Source organism: Marinobacter nanhaiticus D15-8W, from assembly GCF_036511935.1.
Taxonomy (GTDB): domain Bacteria; phylum Pseudomonadota; class Gammaproteobacteria; order Pseudomonadales; family Oleiphilaceae; genus Marinobacter_A; species Marinobacter_A nanhaiticus.
The window spans coordinates 4,503,483-4,524,868 of the sequence record NZ_AP028878.1 but is presented as its reverse complement, the minus strand read 5'-3'; the positions used below and the strand labels follow the sequence as shown (position 1 = coordinate 4,524,868).

At 60.4% G+C, this 21,386-nt stretch carries 15 protein-coding genes; 10 read left to right on the top strand and 5 right to left on the bottom strand.

Annotated elements, in window-relative coordinates; translation table 11 throughout:
* Position 1: 1 nt before the first annotated feature.
* From RE428_RS20245 to RE428_RS20220, 6 genes are all read left to right on the top strand, one after another.
* Positions 2-1,852, top strand: a complete 1,851-nt coding sequence (locus RE428_RS20245) for an alpha/beta hydrolase family protein (protein ID WP_004580357.1) — start codon at positions 2-4, stop codon at positions 1,850-1,852.
* A 135-nt stretch (positions 1,853-1,987) separates the two neighbouring features.
* Entirely contained in the window at positions 1,988-3,151 is a 1,164-nt protein-coding gene (ercA, locus tag RE428_RS20240) for an alcohol dehydrogenase-like regulatory protein ErcA (RefSeq protein WP_004580358.1), read from the top strand.
* Positions 3,152-3,174: 23 nt separating this feature from the next.
* Positions 3,175-4,920: a PAS domain-containing hybrid sensor histidine kinase/response regulator gene (locus RE428_RS20235; protein WP_004580359.1), complete on the top strand. Its 1,746-nt coding sequence runs from the start codon at positions 3,175-3,177 to the stop codon at positions 4,918-4,920.
* A 206-nt stretch (positions 4,921-5,126) separates the two neighbouring features.
* Positions 5,127-5,408, top strand: coding sequence for a hypothetical protein (locus RE428_RS20230; RefSeq protein WP_004580360.1), 282 nt, complete (start codon positions 5,127-5,129; stop codon positions 5,406-5,408).
* A 224-nt stretch (positions 5,409-5,632) separates the two neighbouring features.
* On the top strand, positions 5,633-7,012 hold the full coding sequence (locus RE428_RS20225; RefSeq protein ID WP_004580361.1) for a class II fumarate hydratase: 1,380 nt from the start codon (positions 5,633-5,635) through the stop codon (positions 7,010-7,012).
* A 10-nt stretch (positions 7,013-7,022) separates the two neighbouring features.
* On the top strand, positions 7,023-7,502 hold the full coding sequence (locus tag RE428_RS20220) for a CDP-archaeol synthase (protein WP_004580362.1): 480 nt from the start codon (positions 7,023-7,025) through the stop codon (positions 7,500-7,502).
* A gap of 434 nt (positions 7,503-7,936) precedes the next feature.
* Here the strand turns inward: RE428_RS20220 and RE428_RS20215 are convergent, their stop codons facing one another.
* Positions 7,937-8,911: a metallophosphoesterase gene (locus tag RE428_RS20215; protein WP_004580363.1), complete on the bottom strand. Its 975-nt coding sequence runs from the start codon at positions 8,909-8,911 to the stop codon at positions 7,937-7,939.
* A 320-nt stretch (positions 8,912-9,231) separates the two neighbouring features.
* Between RE428_RS20215 and msrA the strand changes: the two genes are divergently transcribed.
* Together msrA and msrB are read left to right on the top strand one after the other, a co-directional pair.
* Positions 9,232-9,879, top strand: coding sequence for a peptide-methionine (S)-S-oxide reductase MsrA (gene msrA, locus RE428_RS20210; protein ID WP_004580364.1), 648 nt, complete (start codon positions 9,232-9,234; stop codon positions 9,877-9,879).
* Positions 9,880-9,922: 43 nt separating this feature from the next.
* Entirely contained in the window at positions 9,923-10,351 is a 429-nt protein-coding gene (gene msrB, locus RE428_RS20205; protein WP_004580365.1) for a peptide-methionine (R)-S-oxide reductase MsrB, read from the top strand.
* 17 nt (positions 10,352-10,368) lie between these two features.
* Here msrB and RE428_RS20200 read toward each other — a convergent pair whose 3' ends face one another.
* Both RE428_RS20200 and nhaD read right to left on the bottom strand, forming a co-directional pair.
* Positions 10,369-10,992: a Rossmann-fold NAD(P)-binding domain-containing protein gene (locus RE428_RS20200; RefSeq protein WP_004580366.1), complete on the bottom strand. Its 624-nt coding sequence runs from the start codon at positions 10,990-10,992 to the stop codon at positions 10,369-10,371.
* A 477-nt stretch (positions 10,993-11,469) separates the two neighbouring features.
* On the bottom strand, positions 11,470-12,717 hold the full coding sequence (gene nhaD / locus RE428_RS20195; RefSeq protein WP_004580367.1) for a sodium:proton antiporter NhaD: 1,248 nt from the start codon (positions 12,715-12,717) through the stop codon (positions 11,470-11,472).
* A gap of 306 nt (positions 12,718-13,023) precedes the next feature.
* Between nhaD and mqo the strand changes: the two genes are divergently transcribed.
* Together mqo and RE428_RS20185 are read left to right on the top strand one after the other, a co-directional pair.
* Complete coding sequence (gene mqo, locus RE428_RS20190) at positions 13,024-14,526, top strand: malate dehydrogenase (quinone) (protein ID WP_004580368.1); 1,503 nt, start codon at positions 13,024-13,026, stop codon at positions 14,524-14,526.
* A gap of 297 nt (positions 14,527-14,823) precedes the next feature.
* The gene (locus RE428_RS20185) at positions 14,824-16,551 is read left to right on the top strand and encodes a carbohydrate-binding module family 20 domain-containing protein (protein WP_004580369.1); all 1,728 of its coding nucleotides are present in this window, start codon (positions 14,824-14,826) and stop codon (positions 16,549-16,551) included.
* Between the two features lie 571 nt (positions 16,552-17,122).
* Here RE428_RS20185 and RE428_RS20180 read toward each other — a convergent pair.
* On the bottom strand, positions 17,123-20,197 hold the full coding sequence (locus RE428_RS20180) for an efflux RND transporter permease subunit (protein ID WP_004580370.1): 3,075 nt from the start codon (positions 20,195-20,197) through the stop codon (positions 17,123-17,125).
* A complete protein-coding gene (locus RE428_RS20175; RefSeq protein WP_004580371.1) occupies positions 20,197-21,339 on the bottom strand; it encodes an efflux RND transporter periplasmic adaptor subunit in 1,143 nt (380 codons plus the stop codon). Before RE428_RS20175 ends, RE428_RS20180 begins: the two co-directional genes overlap by 1 nt.
* Positions 21,340-21,386: the final 47 nt, after the last annotated feature.

Genomic DNA, 21,386 nt, shown 5'->3' with positions numbered 1-21,386 from the left:
TATGGCCGAGCCTATCGCCCCCACCCAGCCCCTGACCCCGGAAGAGGCCATTGCGGCCCACGCCCAGCGCGGCAACCTCCGGGCTGCGGATGGCCAGCTGCTATGGCTGGAAACCGAGCCCGCTACGGGTAACAACCAGTTGATCCGTTACTGCAACGGCGATACCCAGGCGCTGACGTCACCGGACGTCAGCGTGCGCAGTCAGGTCAACGGCTACGGCGGAGGCGCGTTTTGTACCCTCGGTGCGGATGTCTTCTTCGTCGACGGCACCGACCAGCACATTTATGTCCTGAACCTGGATAACGGCACCCAGCGCCAGCTCACACAGCGGGAGGAAGTCCGCTTCGGCGCGCTGGTGGCCGATCCGGTGCGTGACCGGATCCTCGCGATCTGCGAGCACCTGGACGAGGGCTATGGCGTGGGGCAGACGCTGGTGTCGATCGATGCCGAGAGTGGGGAGGAGCTGGAACTGGCCGGTGCCCGCCGCGGAGCCGTCAACCTCGGGTGTCCGACGCTGTCCTCCGACGGCCAGTGGTTGGCCTGGGTCGAATGGGAACTGCCCGCCATGCCCTGGGAAAGAACCCGGCTGCGCCGCGCAGTGGTGGACGATTGGGGTGATATCAGCGCCACGGAGGACTGCTCGACCCCGGCCCCCGCGGCGATCCAGCAACCACGCTACGTGGGCGATCAGCTCTATGCCTTGTCAGACCATGCCGGCTGGTGGCAGCCCTACCGGGTGGATGATTTCGGGCGCTGGATCGCCCAGTCACGCGATAATGCCGACTACGCCAACGCGCCCTGGCAGCTGGACGAGATCCACTATGCCTGGCTGGATTGTGAATACTGGGTGCGGGTGTGCTACTACCGTGGGCTGGCATCGCTGGTGATCATGGATGAAGGCGGGAGGCTCTCGCGCAAGCTGGCGGGAGATTACACCGGCTTCCGTTCGGTTCAGGTGATGGACCGCAAAATCTACGTGATCGCCCGGCGCACCGAGAGCCTCGACAGCATCCTGCAGATCGACCCGGATACCGGCACCCATCGGGTGTTGGCCGGTGGCGAGAGGACCGAGGCCTGTCTGCGCATGGCACCGCCGGAACCCTTTACCTTTACCGCCCGGGATAACCAGTCTGTCCATGGCTACCTGTACCGGCCAGAGAGCGCCCGGACGCTGCCCCCGGTCATCGTGCGAGTCCATGGTGGGCCTACCTCGGCGGCGTACCCGGTGTTCGATCCGCAGGTGGCCTTCTGGACCTCCAATGGATTTGCGGTGGCGGACGTAAATTACCGGGGCAGCACAGGGTACGGCCGGATCTTTCGCATGTCCCTGCAGGGGCAATGGGGGAAATTCGACTGGGAGGATGTCTGCGATTCGGTGCGCTGCCTGACGGATGAACGGCTCGTGGATGGGAAACGCGCATTCGTGATGGGACGCAGCGCTGGCGGCTTTACGGTGCTCAACGCGCTGATCAACAGTGATGTGTTCCTCGCCGGGGCCAGTCTGTTCGGGGTCAGCGACCCTGAATCCCTGCGGCACATGACCCATCGTTTCGAATCGGGCTACCTCGACTGGCTGCTGGGCGACCCCGATGCGGAACTGGAAACCTGGCAACAGCGCACCCCGCTATTCTGGGCGGACCGGATTACCTGCCCGGTGATCTTCTTCCAGGGAGGGCAGGATGCGGTGGTGGTGCCGGAGCAGACCGACAGCATGGCCCATGTGCTCGAGCGATGCGGCGTGCCGGTGGAGGTGGTGCGCTTTCCGGAGGAAGGCCATGGTTTTCGCCGGTCGGAGAACCAGGCTGCCGTGCTGCGGGATACCCTGCGTTTCTTCCGGGAACGCCTGGCCTGACCACGTACCTCAACGCCAGGCGATTGCAAACTAACGTCATCGTTGCGGCATCGGTCTACCTGATTCGCTAAAATAGCGCCATGTCCCCGAGTCTGCTGTCCGTGGGGCCAACACCACAATAATAACGAGATGACCATGGCTCACGACGTTACCAACCTGCGAAAGTTCGTCTCCCCGGAAATCGTCTTTGGCGCCGGTTCGCGCAAGGCGGTGACCAACTTCGCCAGCAACTTCGGGGCGCGCAAGGTCCTGCTGGTGTCCGACCCCGGCGTACAGGCTGCCGGCTGGGTGGCGGAAATCGAGACCCTGCTGCTCGAGGCCGGCCTGCAATACACCACGTTTACAGGCGTATCGGCGAATCCGCGGGTCGAGGAGGTGATGCAGGGCGCGGAACTCTACAAGTCCTCGAACTGCGATGTGATCGTGGCCATCGGCGGCGGCAGCCCGATGGATTGCGCCAAGGGTATCGGCATCGTCAGCGCACACGGGCGCAACATCCTGGAATTCGAGGGTGTGGACACGATTACGATTCCCTCGCCGCCGCTGATCCTGATCCCCACGACGGCGGGCACCTCGGCGGACGTCTCCCAGTTCGCAATCATTTCCGACCCCAATCGTCGCTTCAAATTCTCGATCATTTCAAAGGCGGTGGTGCCGGATGTCTCGCTGATCGATCCCGAAGTCACCCAGACCATGGATACCTACCTCACGGCGTGTACCGGTGTCGATGCCATGGTGCATGCGATCGAGGCGTTCGTCTCCACCGGCAGCGGCCCATTGACCGATGCCCATGCGCTGGAAGCTGTCAGGCTGATCAATACCCACCTGGAGCCGCTGATCGCCAACCCCAACGACGCCAACCTTCGCGAGCAGATCATGCTGGGCTCCATGCAGGCGGGGCTGGCGTTCTCCAATGCGATCCTGGGGGCGGTGCATGCCATGTCCCACAGTCTGGGCGGGTTCCTGGATCTGCCCCATGGGCTGTGCAACGCGATGCTGCTGGACCATGTGGTGGCCTATAACTACAGCGCTTGCGAAGACCGCTTCAAACGTATCGCCGAAACCATGGGTATCGACACACGGGGCATGAGCACATCGACGGTGCGGGCACGCCTGCTGGGACGAATCGGGGAACTCAAGCGCAACGTGGGGCTGGAACAGAAACTGGGGGAACTGGGCGTGCGGACCTCGGACATTCCGTCCCTGTCCGGGTTTGCGATGCAGGACCCCTGCATCCTCACCAACCCGCGCAAATCGTCCCTACGGGATGTTGAAGTGGTTTATGAAGAAGCCCTGTAAAGCTGCCGCAGGCGAACCCCGCCATGACTGATCAAACCAATGGCGATTACAACGTCGAGGACCTGCTCGGGCTGGGCAGCCACTCCGTCCGCAAGAACTATTACCCGGCACTGCTGGAGCGGCTTGCAGACATTGAGGCGGAGAAGAACCGCTACAAGTGGCTGTTCGACAACGCCCTGCACGGTATCTTCCAGGCGGACCTGCGAGGCGGGCTACTCTCCTGCAATCCGGCGATGGCTGGAATCTGCGGCTATGCGTCGGCGGACGCGTTGACCGACGCCATCATCCGGCTGCGCGAGCAGCTGTTCTGCAGCGTGAAGGACTTTGACGACATCCGGTTGCGCCTGTTGTCCGAAGGGCGGGTCCAGGCCCGGGAGACTCGTTTGATTCGACAGGGTGGAGGGGCGGTCGATGTGGCCATCACCTTGCTGCGCCGGCCGGATCTGGGGCCGGAGGTGGTCGAGGCCTTCGTGGCCGACATTACCGAACGTAAGCAGGCGCGGGAGCGGTTGGAGCGCATCAACGTCGAGCTGGAAGCCCGGGTCAACGAGCGTACCCGGGAATTGCGTAAAGCCAACGATGGCCTGCGGCGAGAGATCGGCGAGCGGGAGAAGATCGAGGCGGAGCTGGTGATCGCCATGCGCGCCGCGGAAGAGGCCAATCGCAGTAAGGACAAGTATCTCGCCGCGGCCAGTCACGACCTGCTGCAGCCGTTGAATGCGGCGCGGTTGCTGGTGTCCACCCTGCAGGACCGCGCACTCCCCCCGGATGAACATCACTTGATCGACCGGGTCCACCGTGCGCTCGAAGGCGCAGAGGATCTGCTGGCGGACTTGCTGGATATCTCCAAGCTCGACCAGCAGGCGATCCAGCCGGATTTCACCTACGTGGCTGTCGATGAGTTGATCCAGGGGCTGGCGGGGGAGTTCGAACCGGTGGCGGAGCACGCCGGCCTCAGGCTAAAAGTGCGTTCCCGGGGCGGCCAGGTGCGCACGGACGTCCGCATGATGACGCGCATCCTGCGCAACCTGCTGGCCAATGCGTTCCGCTATACCCGTGAAGGCGGGGTGTTCCTCAACGTGCGTGTGCGCGAAGGCCTGCTGCACCTGGAAGTCTGGGATAGCGGCGTCGGCATTCCCGATGACCGACTCGAGGATATCTTCCGTGAGTTCCACCAGCTCGCCGCACCCCATACTGGCGGGCGTAAGGGTGTGGGCCTGGGTCTGGCTATCGTCGACCGCATGGTACGCATGCTGGGGCACCGGATCGAGGTCAAGTCCCGGCCCGGTGTCGGCTCACGATTTTCCATCGTCCTGCCTTTGGAACAGCCGCGCCAGATGGCCAGCCCTTCGCCCGCCCGCTTTCCTGCGATGGATGCCCATGCGCTGGATGGCCGTCAGGTGCTGGTGATCGACAACGAGCCGGATATCCTGGTCAGCATGCGCGCGTTACTCGAGCAGTGGGGGTGCGAGGTGATGACCGCGGAGGGCGCGGACGAGGCGCTGGCCGAGGTGAAAGCGAGCGGCCAGTTGCCGGAAGCTATCCTCGCGGACTATCACCTGAATGACGGCCGAACAGGGTGCGAGGTCATCTACGGTCTGCGCCGGTCGCTGGGTGAGGACATTCCTGCCGCAATCATTACCGCCGATCGCAGCGATGCCTGTCGGCGTTTTCTGAAGACTCAGTATTTTCCCGTACTCAATAAGCCGGTGAAGCCGAACCGGTTGCGAGCGTTGTTGACGAGTTTATTGGGGACGGCGGTTTCCTGAGGGTGCTGTTCTTCGGGGATGAGCCGCGCGAACCGCTTGATGTGGGCGCTCGCCAAGGCCTTGGAAGACCGAAAGCGGCCCCACTTCTCCCAAGCAAACTTCCGGCCTGACGAGACCACCCAGCCCCGTCTACACTGGATGGAAACGGATCGGTCCCACCGGGTCGTTCCTGATCTGCACATCCACAACCCAAGGGGGCTGCATCCATGCAAGCCAATGAGAATGCACTGACCAACCACGAGGTGACGGTCTGTCTGAGCGGCGGGGCCGTGCTGGGCCCGTTCAATGCCACCTGGAACAAGGATTCCGGGGGCGATGTGCGTGAACTGGTCAAGGAGTACGATGCCTATCTCCAGGGCGAGTCGCAGAAGCGCTTCAAGTTCTTCCTCCACGACACCTACACCAACACGGTTCACACCCTGATCCTGAACTTTTCGCAGGTGACGGGGATCTGTGATCATGTAAGACTCAAACAGCACTCGGACTAAGCCTTGGTGTGCGTGGAAGATTCGATCCGCCCGCGCGCGACGGCTATCGGTATCGGGACTGATCCACCTCAGTATCCCGCTCGTTAGTTTGAGACAGGTCGGGTTAGGGCCAGGTTTAGTCGAGCTAGCTATTGGTTCCTGCGTCCGGGCTTGGATGCATTTCCATCTATCGGTTTTGGGCGAGAGCACCCAGGCCGGCGGCGCTTCAAGGATAGGAGGTTGAGATGAGTGATTATCGGGTCGAGAAGGACAGTCTGGGCGAAGTGAAAGTACCGGAAAACGCTCTCTGGGGCGCCCAGACCCAGCGCGCCGTCGACAATTTCCCGGTCAGCGGGCTCCCCATGCCGTCGGCGTTTATCGACGCGGTGGTCCAGATCAAACGGGCGGCGGCCCTGGCAAATTCAAAGCTGGGTTTGCTGGAAGACGGGCATCGCGATGCCATCATCAAGGCTTGCGACGACTTGCTCTGGGGCGAGCACCGCGACCAGTTCCCCATCGACATCTACCAGACCGGCTCCGGTACCAGTACCAATATGAACGTGAACGAGGTGATTGCCAGTATCGCCCGGTCCAATGGAGTTGAGGTCAATCCCAACGATCACGTCAACATGAGTCAAAGCTCCAACGATGTGATCCCTACAGCCATCCACGTCAGCGCGGTAAGCCTGATCCAGACCGATTTGCTGCCAGCGTTATCCCACCTCCAGGGCACCATCTACGAACGGGAAGGCGAGCTGGCAGAGATCGTGAAGACCGGCCGTACCCACCTGATGGACGCCATGCCGGTAACAGTTGGCCAGGAATTGCAGACGTGGCGCGAACAACTGGCGGCGATGGAGAAGCGGATCGAATGGGCCAGCGAGCAGCTACTGGCGATCCCCCAGGGCGGCACGGCGGTGGGAACGGGTGTAAACGCCCACTCGCACTTTGCCGACCGCTTTGTCACGGCGCTCAATGACAAGACCGGCTTTTTCTTCAAATCCATGGATCACAAGTTCGTGGGTCAGAGTGCGATCGATGGCCCGGTGAGTCTATCGGGGCAGTTGCGCGGTGTAGCCGTAATCCTGATGAAGATCGCCAACGACCTGCGCTGGATGAACAGCGGCCCGATCCACGGCCTGGCGGAGATTAGCCTGCCGGCTCTGCAGCCGGGCAGTTCGATCATGCCGGGCAAGGTGAACCCGGTCATCCCCGAATCCACGGCCATGGTGGCGGCCCAGGTGATGGGGTTGGACAGCGCCGTGGCCATTGCCGGTCAATCCGGCAACTTCCAGCTCAACGTGATGCTGCCGCTGGTGGGCGCCAATCTGGTGGAAATGATCAGCCTGTTGAGCAACAGCAGCCGCGTACTGGCGGACAAGGCGATCGCCGGATTCACCGTTAACGCCCAGCACCTCTCCGATGCGGTGGACAAGAACCCGGTGTTGGTCACCGCCCTGAATCCTGAGATTGGCTACAGCCGTGCCGCGGAGATTGCCAAGGAAGCCTACGCCAGCGGTCGATCGATCATCGACGTGGCGGAGGAGCGGACGGATCTATCCCGCGCCCAACTGGAGAAGATCCTTGATCCACTCAAGCTAACCCGGGGAGGCCTGGAAAGCTGAGCAGATCGCCGTGCTGATCCTCGAGCTCCTAGTCCTGTTACTCGCGGCCCATGGTTCGCCCGTGCTGGGCCGGGTGCTCTTGGGGCATCGTGGCAATAAACCGGTGGATGGCGGTCGCATCTGGCGAGATGGGGAGCGATTGCTAGGTGACAGCAAAACGTGGCGTGGTCTGATCGTTGGTGTGGCGGCGACCGCGTTATGTAGCGCATTGATGGGCATGGGCGCCTTGTTCGGCGCCCTTTTTGGTGCGCTCGGCTTACTGGGAGACCTGATCAGCAGCTTCATCAAGCGTCGCCGACATATGCGTTCCAGCGCTCGGGCCACGGGCCTCGACCAGTTGCCGGAAGCATTCCTGCCGGTGCTTTTCGGAGCCTTCTGGATTGGCTACGGGTGGGTTGTGGTCGTGGTGACCGTAGTGTCGTTCATGATCGCGAATATCGTGCTTTCGCCGTTGCTATACCGGTTGGGGATTCGGCGGCAGCCGCACTGAGTTTCCGCGGAATGCCTTGGGCACCTTCGGCGCCTCAGAAGCTGAAGCATCTGCTACATGCTCGAGTTGAATTGGGAAATGTAGCCGACGCTTTAGCTTCGGGGCAGCCTGCAAGGCTGCAGTGGTTGGGCTTGAGATTGAGGCCTGCTCCCGGAGGTTAGGGCACCTTCGGCGCCTCAGAAGCTGAAGCTTCTGCTACATGCTCGAGTTGACTGGGGAATGTAGCCGGCGCTTTAGCTTCGGGGCAGCCTGCAAGGCTGCAGTGGTTAGGCTTGAGGTTGAGGCCTGCTCCCGGAGGTTAGGGCACCTTCGGCGCCTCAGAAGCTGAAGCTTCTGCTACACGCTCGAGTTGACTGGGAAAATGTAGCCGACGCTTTAGCTTCGGAGCAGCCTGGAAGGCTGCTGATGGCGACTCCCTGGCAGCGTCGGAGCACCTAAGTCGGCCCGCGCGTCAACGTATGCATATTTACCTCGGGCGGGCAGTTCAGCCGCGCCTGAACCACCGACGTCCCCGCGCCGCAAGAGGTGTAGCCCTGCATATCCATATGCTGCCAGGGCCCTTTGCCGACGAAGCGCGGACAATCGGCATCCAGCAGGATGGGAATGCCACCCGGCAGGCAGATCTGACCGCCGTGGGTGTGGCCGCAAAGGAAAATGTCGTAACCGGTATGGGCCGCCTGGAGATAGAGCTCCGGCGTATGGCTCAATAGTACCGACGGATGGCCGGGCTCGATCCCTTCAGCCGCCCGCTGCAGGTTGTGGACCTTGTAGAAATGCCCATCATCGACACCAGCCACGTAAAGCTTCGTGCCGTTGTGATTGATTGCAGTGTTCTCGTTGACCAGCACCTTATAGCCCATATCCTCCAGACCGGGCAGCATACGAATGCTGTCGTGGTTGCCCAACACTGCGAGCGGCGTTCCCGTGATCACGTTCCGAAGGCGGCGCATGCCTTCGAGGCTGGCCTCGATCGGGCCCCAGGTGAGCTTGCGGTAATCGCCAGTGAGCACGCACAGGTCATAGTCCAGCGTGGCCACGTGATCGATGATGGCATTCAGCGCCTCCGGATCCATATCCACGTGGAGGTCGGTCAGGTGCAGGATGCGAAACCCCTCCAGCTCTTCCGGCAGGTTCTGGAGGATGAATCGGTGAGGTACGGTGCGGATACGGCGGGCGTTGTTCCGCGCCCGTCCAAGCAGCCCCATCATGCGTAGACCGCCGCGGATGATTCCGTGAATCGAATGCCATTTTTCGATATGGCAGAAGTGGCCTTCTCGATCGATCAGGCGGCCTTCGAATTCGCGCTCGATGCCCAGTCGCTGACGCGCGTGAATGGGCCCCAGTCTCAGGGACAGGCGGTATTCGAGGAGTTCGTCGTCATGTTGCGGTTCAGGGGCTACCTGCGTCATCCTCCGCTCCTTGCTTTGACTCCGGTGGCTACCGGAACCGTGACGTCGAAAAGTATCCGCTCAAGTATGAGCCTGTGCCGCGCAGCAGTAAATGTGGATGCTTGGCGTCGGCAAATTGATCCATGTGGAAGCCGTATTGGTAAATCAGGGTCATTAGGGCGAAAATGAGCGACCCGCGAGACATTAACACGTCTCATGACGGTCTGTTCACAGTCTTGAAATTCATGGTTTTCGGGTTCATTTGAGAATTCTGCAGATATCAAACCTGGAATCCAACGCAAAGGCGGCAACCCTGAAAGCCTACTCATAGTGGAGGTAGCATGAGCCAGTCCTGCGATATACCCGGCATGAATGTGCCCCGCAGCCGTTTTCCGGCACCGGACAACGACCTCGACGTACCGGCCGATGCCGGTGAACAGCGGGTCGTTTTGGGCGGCGGCTGCTTCTGGTGCACCGAGGCCGTCTACCTGGCCGTTGATGGCGTCGGTTCAGTGACGTCCGGTTACGCCGGCGGTTCGGCGGACACCGCCAATTACGAGGCCGTCTGCAGCGGAACCACCGGCCATGCCGAGGTGATCGAGGTGCGTTACGACCCGACCAAGGCCAGCTTCGGCGAACTACTGCGTATCTTCTTCTCGGTTGCCCACGATCCGACCCAGCTCAACCGGCAGGGCAACGACCGCGGCACCCAGTACCGCTCGGCGATCTTCTACGAGAACGAGCAGCAGCGTCAGGTGGCGGAAGCCTATATCCAGAAACTGAACGAATCCGGGGTCTTCGGCGACCCGGTGGTGACCACCCTGGAACCGCTGGATGCCTTCTATCCGGCTGAGGAATACCACCAGAACTTTGCGGCGCGCAATCCACATCAGCCTTATGTGATGGCGGTTGCGGCACCCAAGATGGAGAAACTGCGGGACAGTTTCGGCGACCGGCTGAAACCCGAATTCAACGACGACCAGGCATGAGCCCGGGTCCGTCATCGACAGATTTGCTTGAGGAGAGTCAGCAATGTCCACATCTGAAGCGGGTTACGATCTGACCCCGCTATCCAAGGCGGAAATCGACAAACGGGCCGCCGGCCTGAGCGAAGAGGAGCGTCGCATCCTTTTGGATCACGGCACCGAGCAGCCGTTCTGCGGCACGCTGCTGGATAACAAACAGAGCGGTGTCTACCACTGCCGGTTGTGTGAACTGCCGCTGTTCAGTTCCGAGCATAAGTTCGATTCCGGCACCGGTTGGCCGAGTTTCTTCTCGCCCTTCGATCCGGACCATATCCGCTACCTGGAAGACAACAGTATGGGGATGGCCCGCACCGAGATCCGCTGCCCCCGTTGTGACAGTCATCTGGGCCATGTCTTTCCGGATGGTCCGCCGCCCACTGGCCAGCGTTACTGTCTGAACTCCGTTGCGATGGTGTTCGAGCCAAACGCAGCTTGAGTATTGTCAGGGGGGCGTCAGATCTTTTCCGATTCGATAATCGTCAGGCCGGCGTCCCCCTGGCTGGCCTGTAGCAGGCAACTGGCGATGCGCCTTGCCGTCACCGGCCGATAGCGCGCCGGGATGAGCGGGCGCATCAAGCGGCCGGCAAAGAGACTCACCTGCTCGGCCAGGCGGCTTTCCTCACGCTGGGCGTCGATCAGTGAAGGGCGCACCAGCACCAGCCGCTCGAACCCCAACTGCTTCAATGATTCTTCGAGGTCTCCCTTGGTGCGCAAGTAGAAATTCCGGCTCTTCGGGTTGGCGCCCAGGGAGGAATTCAGCACCATCGCCGATGTGCCCTGGGACTTAGCAAGGTTGGCGCACGACAGGACCAGGTCGTGATCGATGCCGCGGAAGGCTGCACGGGTCTTGGCCTTGCCAATCGTCGTGCCCAGGCAGCTGATGAGGGCATCGGCATGCCACCAGTCCGCATCGGGCAGGCCCTTATCGAAGTCGATTATCGGGTTATGCAGTTTGTCTTGGGGGCTCAAGGCCTGCCGGGTGGGGGCGGTGATCCGCGTCACCGCCGGATCGGCCAGCGCCAGGTCCAGCACCTCGCGTCCTACGGCGCCTGTGGCGCCCAGCAGTAACAATTCCATATGTGCCTCCGCTGACATGCTTTCCGGACAGTATGCCGCGCTATATAGCGTGATGCGAAGCAAGTCGAGCGATATTCGTTGTCACAATTCTGTCACGCCGCCGGATTAACCTGTCGCTACATCGTGGTAGATACGACTGCATTGTGGCTACTCGCCAATCGCCCACAGGACGTGAACGCGCACCAGGGAAGGTGCTTTTTTCAGTTGGCTTCGCCTGGCGACGCTTGTCCTGCCTTTTTGCTGCACGTTCGAGGTTATTCTGACTAGAGGCTATTTCGACCCTTCAGGTGACTTTATTGACGTTGCCAGAGGCTTTGCCGTCAGAGTGGGCCACGGCCTCGACTTGTCCGTTCGTCAAACTCTCTCGAGGTATGAATCCCTCCAGGCCAATCAAGGTAAGCGCGCCAGCGCATAGAGCGTACGCTGGGCTGGCGCCATATCGGAAGGCCGTAGGCGCTATATGTGCCAGGGCGCTCTCTAGATGAACAGCCCCAGCACGTAAACTCCTGCGTAGCCCACGGTATAGGCCACCAGCAACCAGAGGCTGTAGCGCAGATAGCTGGCGAAGGTGAGGCCGGGGATCTTGCTCATGGCGACGATTCCGGCGGCTGAACCGATGACCAGCAAGGAGCCGCCTACACCCACCGCATAGGTCAATCCCAGCCACTCGCCTGGCGACATCTCTATGCCGGCTTTGAGAAGCGCTGCGGTCAGCGGAACGTTGTCGATGATCGCCGAGAACATCCCCATTAGGTAGTTGGCGACTAGTGGCGGCAGGACTTCGTAAATGGCAACGAAACTGCCAAGGGCCTGGATTTCCTTCAACATACCGACAATCAGCAGAATTCCGAGGAAGAACAGCAGGGTCTCGAACTCGATTGTGCGGATGTATTCGAGGATCGGGTCCAGGTCGGAATCGTGACTATAGAACCGGGAAATCAGGAACATCACCGACAGGCCGAACAGGAACATCAATACCGGCGGGACCTGGAACAGCACGTTGCAGACGATGGTGGACACAATGGTGAGCAGGAACAGGCCGGCAATGGCGATATCCACACCGCGCACTTCGTTGCGGTCGTGCACCAGCTCGACTTCGCCCTGCATGCCGCGGGACAGCAGCAGTGCCAACAGGAATACGCCGCACGCCGCGGGAACGGACAGGGCCAACAGGGTGAGGATTTCCACCTTGTCCGCCAGGAAGATCATCAGGGTGGTAACGTCGCCGGTGATCAGCGCGACCCCGCCGGAGTTTACGGCAAACACCACCAGCGTAATGAACCTGATCTGTTTTTTCCGGTCCAGATGTAAAGACAGTATCAGTGCGCAGGAGACCAGGGTGGCTGTGATATTGTCCGCCAGGGATGAGAAAATGAAACAGAACAGCCCGGTCAGCAGGAGCAGGTGGTTCTCCTTGATGCGCTTGGGCATGATCAGGTAGATCAGGTTCTCGATCATGCCCTTCTTGTTCAGGTAGGCGACGAAGGTCATCGCGGCGACCAGGAACAGCCAGAGGCCGGCAATTTCGGAAATACTCTCCGCCAGGCCCCGGGAGACGGCTTCGGTTTCAGTCGATGATCCGCTGGAGATGAACAGCAGTAACCAGGACAGGGTGCCGAAGAAGAGGGTGACCTTCGCCTTGTTGATATGGGTCACTTCCTCGAAGATAACGCCCAGCAAGGCCAGTACGGCAAAACTGATCAGGACAACATCCAACCAATGCATAAGGGACAAACCACTCAAAGGCTGTTACGAATAGGAAACGGGAGGCAGAAAAACAGCCAAGAAGTGTACTCTCGCACCTGTATTGGGGCTACAGGATTCATTGCCTCGATCACGCGAATGCCGTACCGGTTGCTCTAGATAATTTCATATTGCGTCAAAAAACCGGATAATCGGGCCCCAGCCGAGGAATCCCTGGATAAGTCCCATAATCATCGCGGTTTATCGACAGACGCGGTAATCGAATTGCAATTGGGGCGGGGATTCCCTGAACTCCGTTTTGATCACCGGATTTAAGGTAACAAGCCAATGACTGCAAGACAGGCAGATGTCGTGCTGGTCGGCGGTGGCGTCATGAGCGCCACCCTCGGCATGATGTTCAGGCAGCTTGATCCGTCGCTGGACATCGTCATGGTAGAGCGTCTCGATCACGTGGCCCATGAGAGCACAGACGGTTGGAACAATGCGGGTACCGGCCATGCCGGCTACTGTGAGCTGAACTACACCCCGGAAACCGAAGACGGCAGCATTCAGATCGACCGGGCCCTGAATATCAACGCGGCGTTTGAGATTTCGCTGCAATTCTGGTCCTACCTGGTCGAGCAGGGCATCCTGCCGGAGCCGACCAAGTTCATCAACCCCACGCCACATCAGAGCTTCGTCTGGGGCGACGACAACGTCGCGTACCTGCGCAAGCGCCATGAACTGCTGAGCAAGCATCACCTGTTCAAGGAAATGCGCTTCACGGATGAGCCTGAGACGCTTAAGGAGTGGATGCCGCTGATCATGCAGAACCGTGATCCCATGCAGGCGGTTGCGGCAACGCGCGTGGACCACGGTTCCGATGTGGATTTCGGTGCGCTGACGCGCAACATGGTCAAATGGCTGGACACCCAGCCCAACTTCGATCTGTTGCTGAGCCATTCCGTGAAGCGCCTGGCCAAGCGTGACAATGGTCGCTGGAAAGTGCGCCTGCGTGACGAGAGTACCGGCGAAACCAAGAAGATCGAGGCGGGTTTCGTGTTTATCGGTGCCGGTGGCGCTGCTCTGCCGCTGCTGCAGAAGTCTGAGATCGACGAGGCCCGAGGCTATGGCGGGTTCCCGGTCAGCGGCCAATGGCTGGTATGCCAGAACCCGGAAGTCATCAAGAAGCACTACTCCAAGGTTTATGGCAAGGCGCCGATCGGCGCGCCGCCGATGTCCGTACCCCACCTGGATACGCGCATCATTAACGGCGAGCCGGCCCTGCTGTTCGGTCCCTTCGCCGGCTTTACCACCAAGTTCCTCAAGCAGGGGTCCATCATGGACCTGTTTTCCTCGGTGAAGGGTGGCAACATCGTCCCCATGATGCAGGTGGGCAAGAGCAACATGGACCTGACCCGCTACCTGATCAAGGAAGCGTTCCAGTCCCATGAGGATCGTATGGAGGCCCTGCGCAACTTCTTCACCGATGCCAAAGCTGAAAACTGGCATCTGCGAGAAGCGGGCCAGCGGGTCCAGATCATCAAGAAATCCGCTGATGGTCGCGGCAAGCTGGAGTTCGGCACCGAGATCGTAGCGGCCAAGGATGGTTCCCTGGCGGCGCTGCTGGGCGCATCGCCGGGGGCCTCTACCGCCGTCGGTGCGATGATCAATGTCATCGAGCGCTGCTTCCCCGAGCGCATCAAGTCGCAGGAGTGGCAGGCGCGCATGCGCGAGCTGGTGCCGTCTTACGGACAGTCCCTGGTCGAAGATGCCGAGCTGCTCAACCAGGTTCGCTCCCGGACCCTGTCCACACTCCAGCTCGACAAGCTGCGCCCCCGCGAGGCGTAGTTGCTGCTGCAGCCCGTTGCACGAATCGTGTTGCGGGCTGTTTACGTTTCGTCTCCCAGCGATATCCTTCCCGGTTCGAGCACGACAATACGTGATGGTCTGTCGCGTTAGTCGCCACGCCCCCTTGCTACGCCCCTTTTAACCAAATGATGGAGGTTGTTGGTTAATCCCTGTTCAGCGCACCTTGACCGTGGACATCCAGATTCATCGGGTGATCACATTCGAGGAATCCTGCGGTTGGATGCTCCCAAAAAAATACAAGAAAGGTCTCAAGAGGAGGCCTACAAGGAGCTAACAATGAAAGCACTGAAACAGGGGCTGCCGCTGGCGGCTGCCTCCCTCCTACTGCTCGGCCCGGCTTCCCAGGCCCAGGCGGGCGCCTTCGTACATCTGTTCGAGTGGTCCTGGAATGATGTGGCCGAAGAATGCGAAAACTTCCTGGGCCCTAAGGGTTTCAGCGCGGTCCAGGTCTCGCCGCCCCAGGAGCATATCCAGGGGAGCCAGTGGTGGACCCGTTACCAGCCGGTCAGCTATCAGCTAGTCAGCCGCAGCGGCAACGCTGCCGACTTCGCCAACATGGTGTCTCGCTGTAATGCGGTGGGCGTTGATGTCTACGCCGATGCGGTGATCAATCATATGGCAGCCGGTTCCGGGACTGGTACGGCGGGCTCCGGCTACGACGCCGGCAGTCGCGCTTATCCTATCTACAGCGGCCAGGATTTTCACGGTGCCTGCGATATCAACAGTGGCGACTATGCGGGTGATGCCTGGCGGGTACGCAACTGCCAACTGGTCGGACTGCCAGACCTGAATACCGCCGACAACTACGTTCAGCAAACCATCGCCGACTACATCAACAACATGGTCAACCTGGGGGTGAAAGGCATACGCGTCGATGCTGCGAAGCACATGTCCCCGGGGGACATCGCCGGCATTCTCGGTCGCTTGAACGGAAACTTGTATACCTTCCAGGAGGTGATCGACCTGGGCGGCGAGGCGGTCAGCGCGTCGGAATACACTGGCCAGGCGGATGTCACCGAATTCCGTTACAGCGCTTCGATCGGCGACGTGTTCAAGAACCAGCAACTGAGCTACCTGAACAACTTCGGCGAAGGTTGGGGCTTCATGGGTGGAGACAGTGCCGTGGTGTTTACGGACAACCACGATAACCAGCGTGGCCACGGTGCCGGCGGCAGCAACGTGTTGACCTACAAGGACGGGGCTCTCTACAACCTGGCCAATGTCTTCATGCTGGCGTGGCCCTATGGTTATCCCAAGGTCATGTCCAGCTACGCCTTCTCCGGCGGCGATCAGGGTCCGCCTTCTACGCCGGTCTACCAGGGCGGCGAAGCCCAGTGTGGTGGCGCCTGGATCTGCGAACACCGCTGGTCCGCCATTGCCAATATGGTCGCTTTCCGCAACGAGACCGAAGGCACCGGCGTCACCCACTGGTGGGACAATGGCAACGACCAGATAGCCTTTGGGCGCGGCGACCGCGGGTTCGTGGTGATCAACCGGGAAGGTAATGCGCTGAATCGCAACTTCACCACCAGCCTGCCGGACGGCAGATACGAGAATGTGGCCGGTGACGGTTCATGTGCCACCGTGTCTGGCGGCCAGGTAAGCCTCAACGTACCCGCCATGGACGCGGCTGCGCTGCACGTCGGTGCGCCCTGCGATGGCAGCGGCGGTGACGGAGGCACGGGTGAAGATCCCGCCAGGCAGGTCACGGTGAACTTCGAATGTCAGAACGGCACTACGGTGATGGGGCAGAGCGTCTACGTGACCGGCAGTCTTGGCGAACTGGGCAACTGGGACCCCGCCTCGGCGATCCTGCTATCTGCCGACAGCTATCCGACCTGGACCGGTTCGGTCGAAGTCCCGCCGCAGACGGGAATCGAATGGAAGTGCCTTAAGCGGAGTGAGAGCGATCCCAGCCAGCAGCAGGTCTGGCAGGGCGGCGGGAACAATACGCTGGCCGGGCAGAGCGCAGGTAGCACCGTGACGGCTACGGCCAGTTTTTGAAGACCTTTGTGAATTCTACGACCCATTTGAGTGGGTCGTCGGATTTGCGGGTGCGACGCAACCGGGGCAGCCCTGTGGGCTGCTCCGAAGCTGAAGCGTCAGCTACATTTTCCAGCTAACTCGAGCATGTAGCAGAAGCTTCAGCTTCTGAGGCGCCGAAGGTGCCCGCAGTTGGTGACGGAAGCCCGTTACTGGCAACCCAGGCAGCCCTGAGGGATGCTCCGAAGCTGAAGCGTTGGCTACATTTTTCAGCCAACTCGAGCATGTAGCAGAAGCTTCAGCTTCTGAGGCGCCGAAGGTGCCGGCAGTTGGTGACGGAAGCCCGCAGTTACTGGAAACCCAGGCAGCCCTGTGGGCTGCTTCGAAGCTGAAGCGTTGGCTATATTTTTCAGCCAACTCGAGCATGTAGCAGAAGCTTCAGCTTCTGAGGCGCCGCAGGTGCCCTTAAAAGCTGCCGGTCCCGGTGCCTCGCCGTCGTAATTACCTCCATATCCTTCCGACCAACAGCAATAAAAAAGGGGCCCGCGATGGGCCCCTTTCTCGTTTAGTGGATCTTGTGCGTTCAGCGGATCTAGCTGGAAGGTTCCGGCTCCGCCGCATGGGCCTTGGCCCCTTCGTCCTTGTCGGCGTTGTGATCCTTCGCCAGCAGGACATAGAACGCCGGCAACACGAACAGCGTGAATAGCGTGCCGATGCCCAGACCTGTGGCGATCGTCAGGCCGATGGCGAAGCGGCTCTGCGCGCCCGGGCCAACCGCCATCAGCAGCGGCACCATGGCGACGATCAGCGCCAGGGAGGTCATGATGATCGGCCGCAGGCGAATCGCCGCCGCTTCGATCACCGCTTCCAGCTTATTCAGCCCCTTCTCGTGCTGGAGCTGGTTGGCGAACTCCACGATCAGGATCCCGTTCTTCGATACCACGCCGATCAGGGTGATCAGCCCCACCTGGGTGTAGATGTTCATCGTTGCCATGCCGGTCACGATAAACGCCATGGCACCCGCCACGGACATGGGCACGGATACCAGGATGATGAACGGGTCTCGCCAGCTCTCGAACTGAGCTGCCAGCACCAGGTAGATCACCAGCAGCGACAGGAAGAAGGTAACGGCCAACGCGCTGCCTTGCTGCATGAACTGGCGGGAATCCCCCTTGAAGTCATAGGTGAAGCCCTGCGGGAAGACTTCGTCTGCCACTTGGGTGACGGAGTTGATCGCCTGGCCCATAGGTACGATGGGAATGCCCTCGATGGTCAGCGAGTTCTGTTGGTTGAACTGGGTCCGCTGGGACGGCTCGACGCCCTCCTTGAAGCTGATCACGCTGGATAGCGGCACCAACTCGCCGGAGTCGGCGCGGATGTAGTACTCGTTGAGTGCATCCACATCGGCGCGGGCATAGCGCTCCACCTGTGGAATAACCTGGTAGGAACGGCCTTCCATGTTGAAGCGGTTGATATAGCCACCGCCGAGCATGCTCGACATTGCCTGACCCACATCCTGCATCGACAGCCCAAGGTCAGCGACCCGATCGCGATCCACCTTGATGGTGGTGATCGGGCGATCGATCTCGATCGACTTGCGCACGAACATGAAGTTGCCGCTCTGCATCGCCTTGCCGAGGATTTCGTCGGCTACGCTATCGAGCTGGTCGTAGCTGGCGCCGGTGGTGATAACGAACTGGAACGGCAGGCCGCCGCTCGAGCCGGGCAGGGCCGGGAGCGGAAACACCGCGGTCTGCAGCCCGACGATTCCGGCCAATGCGCCCTGCAATTGTGGCTGGACCTCGAATTGGGATACCTCGCGCTCGCTCCAGGGCTCCATCTTGAAACCGCCGAAGACCGCATTTGGACTTGTAATGCCCAGCAGCATGAAGGTCTCATCGTAGCCTGGCAGTTCTTCCATCATCTGCTGCATTTCTGCACCGTACTTCTGCAGGTAATCCAGTGTTGCCGTTTGTGGTGCAGTGCCCTGGAACAGCAGGATACCCTGGTCCTCGGTCGGCGCCAGTTCGTTCTGGCTCAGCTTGACCATGCCGTAGATGGAGACGAGTACGACCAAGGCAAAGAAGATGGTGACCGACTTGGTCTCCAGCGAGGACGACAATGCCCGGCTATAGCCGTTGGCCAGGCCGTTGAAGAAGTTCTCGACCTTGGTTTCGAACTTCGTTGGCTGCCCATGAGGCTTCAGCACCTTGCCCGACAACATAGGCGACAGGGTCAAGGCAACGATACCCGAAATGACGACCGTACCGGCCAGTGTGAAGGCGAACTCAGTGAACAGCGAACCCACCAGACCGCCCATGAAGCCTATGGGGGCGTAAACCGCAACGAGCGTGGTGGTCATGGCAATGATCGGCGTAGCCATCTCCCGCGCACCATTGATTGCGGCATCGAACTTGGGCTCGCCGGCCTCGATGTGGCGGTGAACGTTTTCCACAACGATGATCGCGTCATCCACCACCAGGCCGATGGCGAGAACCATGGACAGTAGCGTCATCAGGTTCAGCGAGTAGCCCAGCATCAGCATGATGAAGGCGCCGCCGATAATCGACAACGGTACGGCCACTGACGGTACGACGGCCGCGCGCAGTGAGCCCAGGCAGAGGAAGACCACGACGAGGACGATAACGATGGCTTCCCAAAGGGTCTGGACCACCTCATTGATCGAATCCTCGATGAACTCAGATGCGTCGTAAGGCAATTCCACGCTCAGTTCCGAGGGCAACTGGGCTTCGATCTGGGGCAACTCGTTCTTCACCAGTTCCGCCACGGTCAGCGGATTGGCGCCCGGTGAGAGCTCGATGGCGACATAGGTGGACGGTTGGCCCTTATACAGCGCCAGGTTTTCGTAGCTTTCTGAACCCAATTCCACCCGCGCGATATCCCGCAGGCGTATCAGCGAACCCTCGTATTCCTTGATAACCAGATCCTGGAATTGCTCCAGGCTGCCGACATCAGTATCGCTGGTCAGGCTGATCTGGACCAACTCGCCCTTCGTGTTACCCACGGCGGCCTGGTAGTTGTTGTTCAGCAAAACCTGGATGACTTCCGAAGAGGTCATATCCACCGCCGACAGACGCTCCGGATCCAGCCATACCCGCAGGGCAAAGGTGCGGCCCAGCAGCTCGGCCTTGCCGACACCGGAAAGGGCCTGGAGTTTGGGCTGGACCACCCGGGTCAGGTAATCGGTAATTTGCGGAACCGGCATGGTCTCGCTATAGAAGGCGATATACATCAGCGCCGTGCTGTCACCGGTGGTGGAGGTGATAACCGGGTCCTGGGCGTCCTCCGGCAGCACGTTGCGCTGACTGGCCACCTTGGCCTGGATCTCTGCCAGGGCGGCGTTGGCGTCGTAGTTCAGCTCCATATGCGCTTCGATGGTCGAAGTGCCCTGGGAACTGGTAGAGGTCAGGTAGTCGATACCACTGGCCTCGGCGATTGCCTGTTGCAAAGGCGTGGTAATAAAGCCCTTGATAAGGTCTGAGCTTGCGCCGGGATAGGCCGTCGTCACGGTGACGGTCGTGCTTTCGAGCTGCGGGTATTCGCGCACTTCCATGTCCATGGCGGCGCGGACACCCAGCAGCAGGATCAGCAGACTGACAACCGTCGACAGGACCGGACGGTGTACGAATATGTCCGTGAAACGCATTAGTTGCTGGCCTCCCCGCCACTGGATTCACCCGACTGTTGCTGGTCCGGTGAGCCGTTCTTGTTACCCTCGGACTTGATCTCCACAGGCTGTCCGGAACGCAGGCGCAGCAGACCTGTGGCGACGACTTGCTCGCCAGCTTCGAGGTTATTGGTAACCTCCACGCGGCCTGAGCGGGTGCCACCCGTTTCGACGCTGCGGCGCTCGGTGACGAGCTGGCCGTCGTCTTTCTCCTTCAGTACGTAGACGAAATCACCGTAGGTGTTAAAGGAAATCGCAGTACGCGGCAGGGTGACCACATCGCGCTCCTGCGGCCGCACGGTCTGGATCGTTGCGAACATTCCCGGGCGTAGTGCTTGCTCAGGGTTTTTTAACGTGGCGCGGATGCGCACGGTGCGCGTCTGTGGATTCACCGAGCTGTTGATGGCGCTCACTTTTCCGCGAAACTCTTCATCGGGCAGCGCTGCCACAGTGGCAACGACGTCGTGGCCCACGTCGACGTTGATCAGTTCCTTTTCGGAAATGGTGTAGTCGACATAGATCGGGTCGAGCATGTTGATTTCTACAATCGGCGTACCGACCGCCAGGTACTGGCCCTGGTCGACAAGTCTCAAACCAAGTGTGCCGTCGAACGGCGCCTTGATGATCTTCTTCTGGAGCTGCGCTTCAGCCTCATTCACCCGCGCCCGGGCCGCTTCCATATTGGCCTTGGCCTCATCGTATTGGGCTTGGGATACGGCCCGCTTGGGCAGGAGGTCGGATGTGCGGTTAAACTGCTGCACAGCCAGCTGCGCCTCGGCACGCTGCGTACGTAGTGCCGCTTCGTCGGTGGAGGTGTCCATCCTCAACAGGATGTCGCCCTTCTCGACACGGTCGCCGGAGTCGAAACCGACCGATTCCACAACGCCGGCCACTTCGTTAGCGACTTCGACACCGTTGATGGCCGTGATGCTACCGACTGCCTTGATGGCCTGTATCCAGGAGGTACGCTGGGCGGTCGTTGCTTCGATAACGGCCGGAGGCTGGGGCTGAGACATCTGCTCCTGCATTTTTCCGAACCTGTAAAAGGTGTAACCGAAAATGCCGCCGAGAACGACCACCAGTACAACGATGACAATGGCAAAGCGGGACGCGGTGCGCATGAGGGATTCCCTGTGTTTTTCTTCACTTGATGACGTATAAGCGCCAG

Coding starts and splice junctions, on each gene's coding strand:
- RE428_RS20245 (WP_004580357.1), top strand. CDS start 2: ATGGCCGAGCCTATCGCCCCCACCCAGCCCCTGACCCCGGAAGAGGCC.
- ercA (WP_004580358.1), top strand. CDS start 1,988: ATGGCTCACGACGTTACCAACCTGCGAAAGTTCGTCTCCCCGGAAATC.
- RE428_RS20235 (WP_004580359.1), top strand. CDS start 3,175: ATGACTGATCAAACCAATGGCGATTACAACGTCGAGGACCTGCTCGGG.
- RE428_RS20230 (WP_004580360.1), top strand. CDS start 5,127: ATGCAAGCCAATGAGAATGCACTGACCAACCACGAGGTGACGGTCTGT.
- RE428_RS20225 (WP_004580361.1), top strand. CDS start 5,633: ATGAGTGATTATCGGGTCGAGAAGGACAGTCTGGGCGAAGTGAAAGTA.
- RE428_RS20215 (WP_004580363.1), bottom strand. CDS start 8,911: ATGACGCAGGTAGCCCCTGAACCGCAACATGACGACGAACTCCTCGAA.
- msrA (WP_004580364.1), top strand. CDS start 9,232: ATGAGCCAGTCCTGCGATATACCCGGCATGAATGTGCCCCGCAGCCGT.
- msrB (WP_004580365.1), top strand. CDS start 9,923: ATGTCCACATCTGAAGCGGGTTACGATCTGACCCCGCTATCCAAGGCG.
- RE428_RS20200 (WP_004580366.1), bottom strand. CDS start 10,992: ATGGAATTGTTACTGCTGGGCGCCACAGGCGCCGTAGGACGCGAGGTG.
- nhaD (WP_004580367.1), bottom strand. CDS start 12,717: ATGCATTGGTTGGATGTTGTCCTGATCAGTTTTGCCGTACTGGCCTTG.
- mqo (WP_004580368.1), top strand. CDS start 13,024: ATGACTGCAAGACAGGCAGATGTCGTGCTGGTCGGCGGTGGCGTCATG.
- RE428_RS20185 (WP_004580369.1), top strand. CDS start 14,824: ATGAAAGCACTGAAACAGGGGCTGCCGCTGGCGGCTGCCTCCCTCCTA.
- RE428_RS20180 (WP_004580370.1), bottom strand. CDS start 20,197: ATGCGTTTCACGGACATATTCGTACACCGTCCGGTCCTGTCGACGGTT.
- RE428_RS20175 (WP_004580371.1), bottom strand. CDS start 21,339: ATGCGCACCGCGTCCCGCTTTGCCATTGTCATCGTTGTACTGGTGGTC.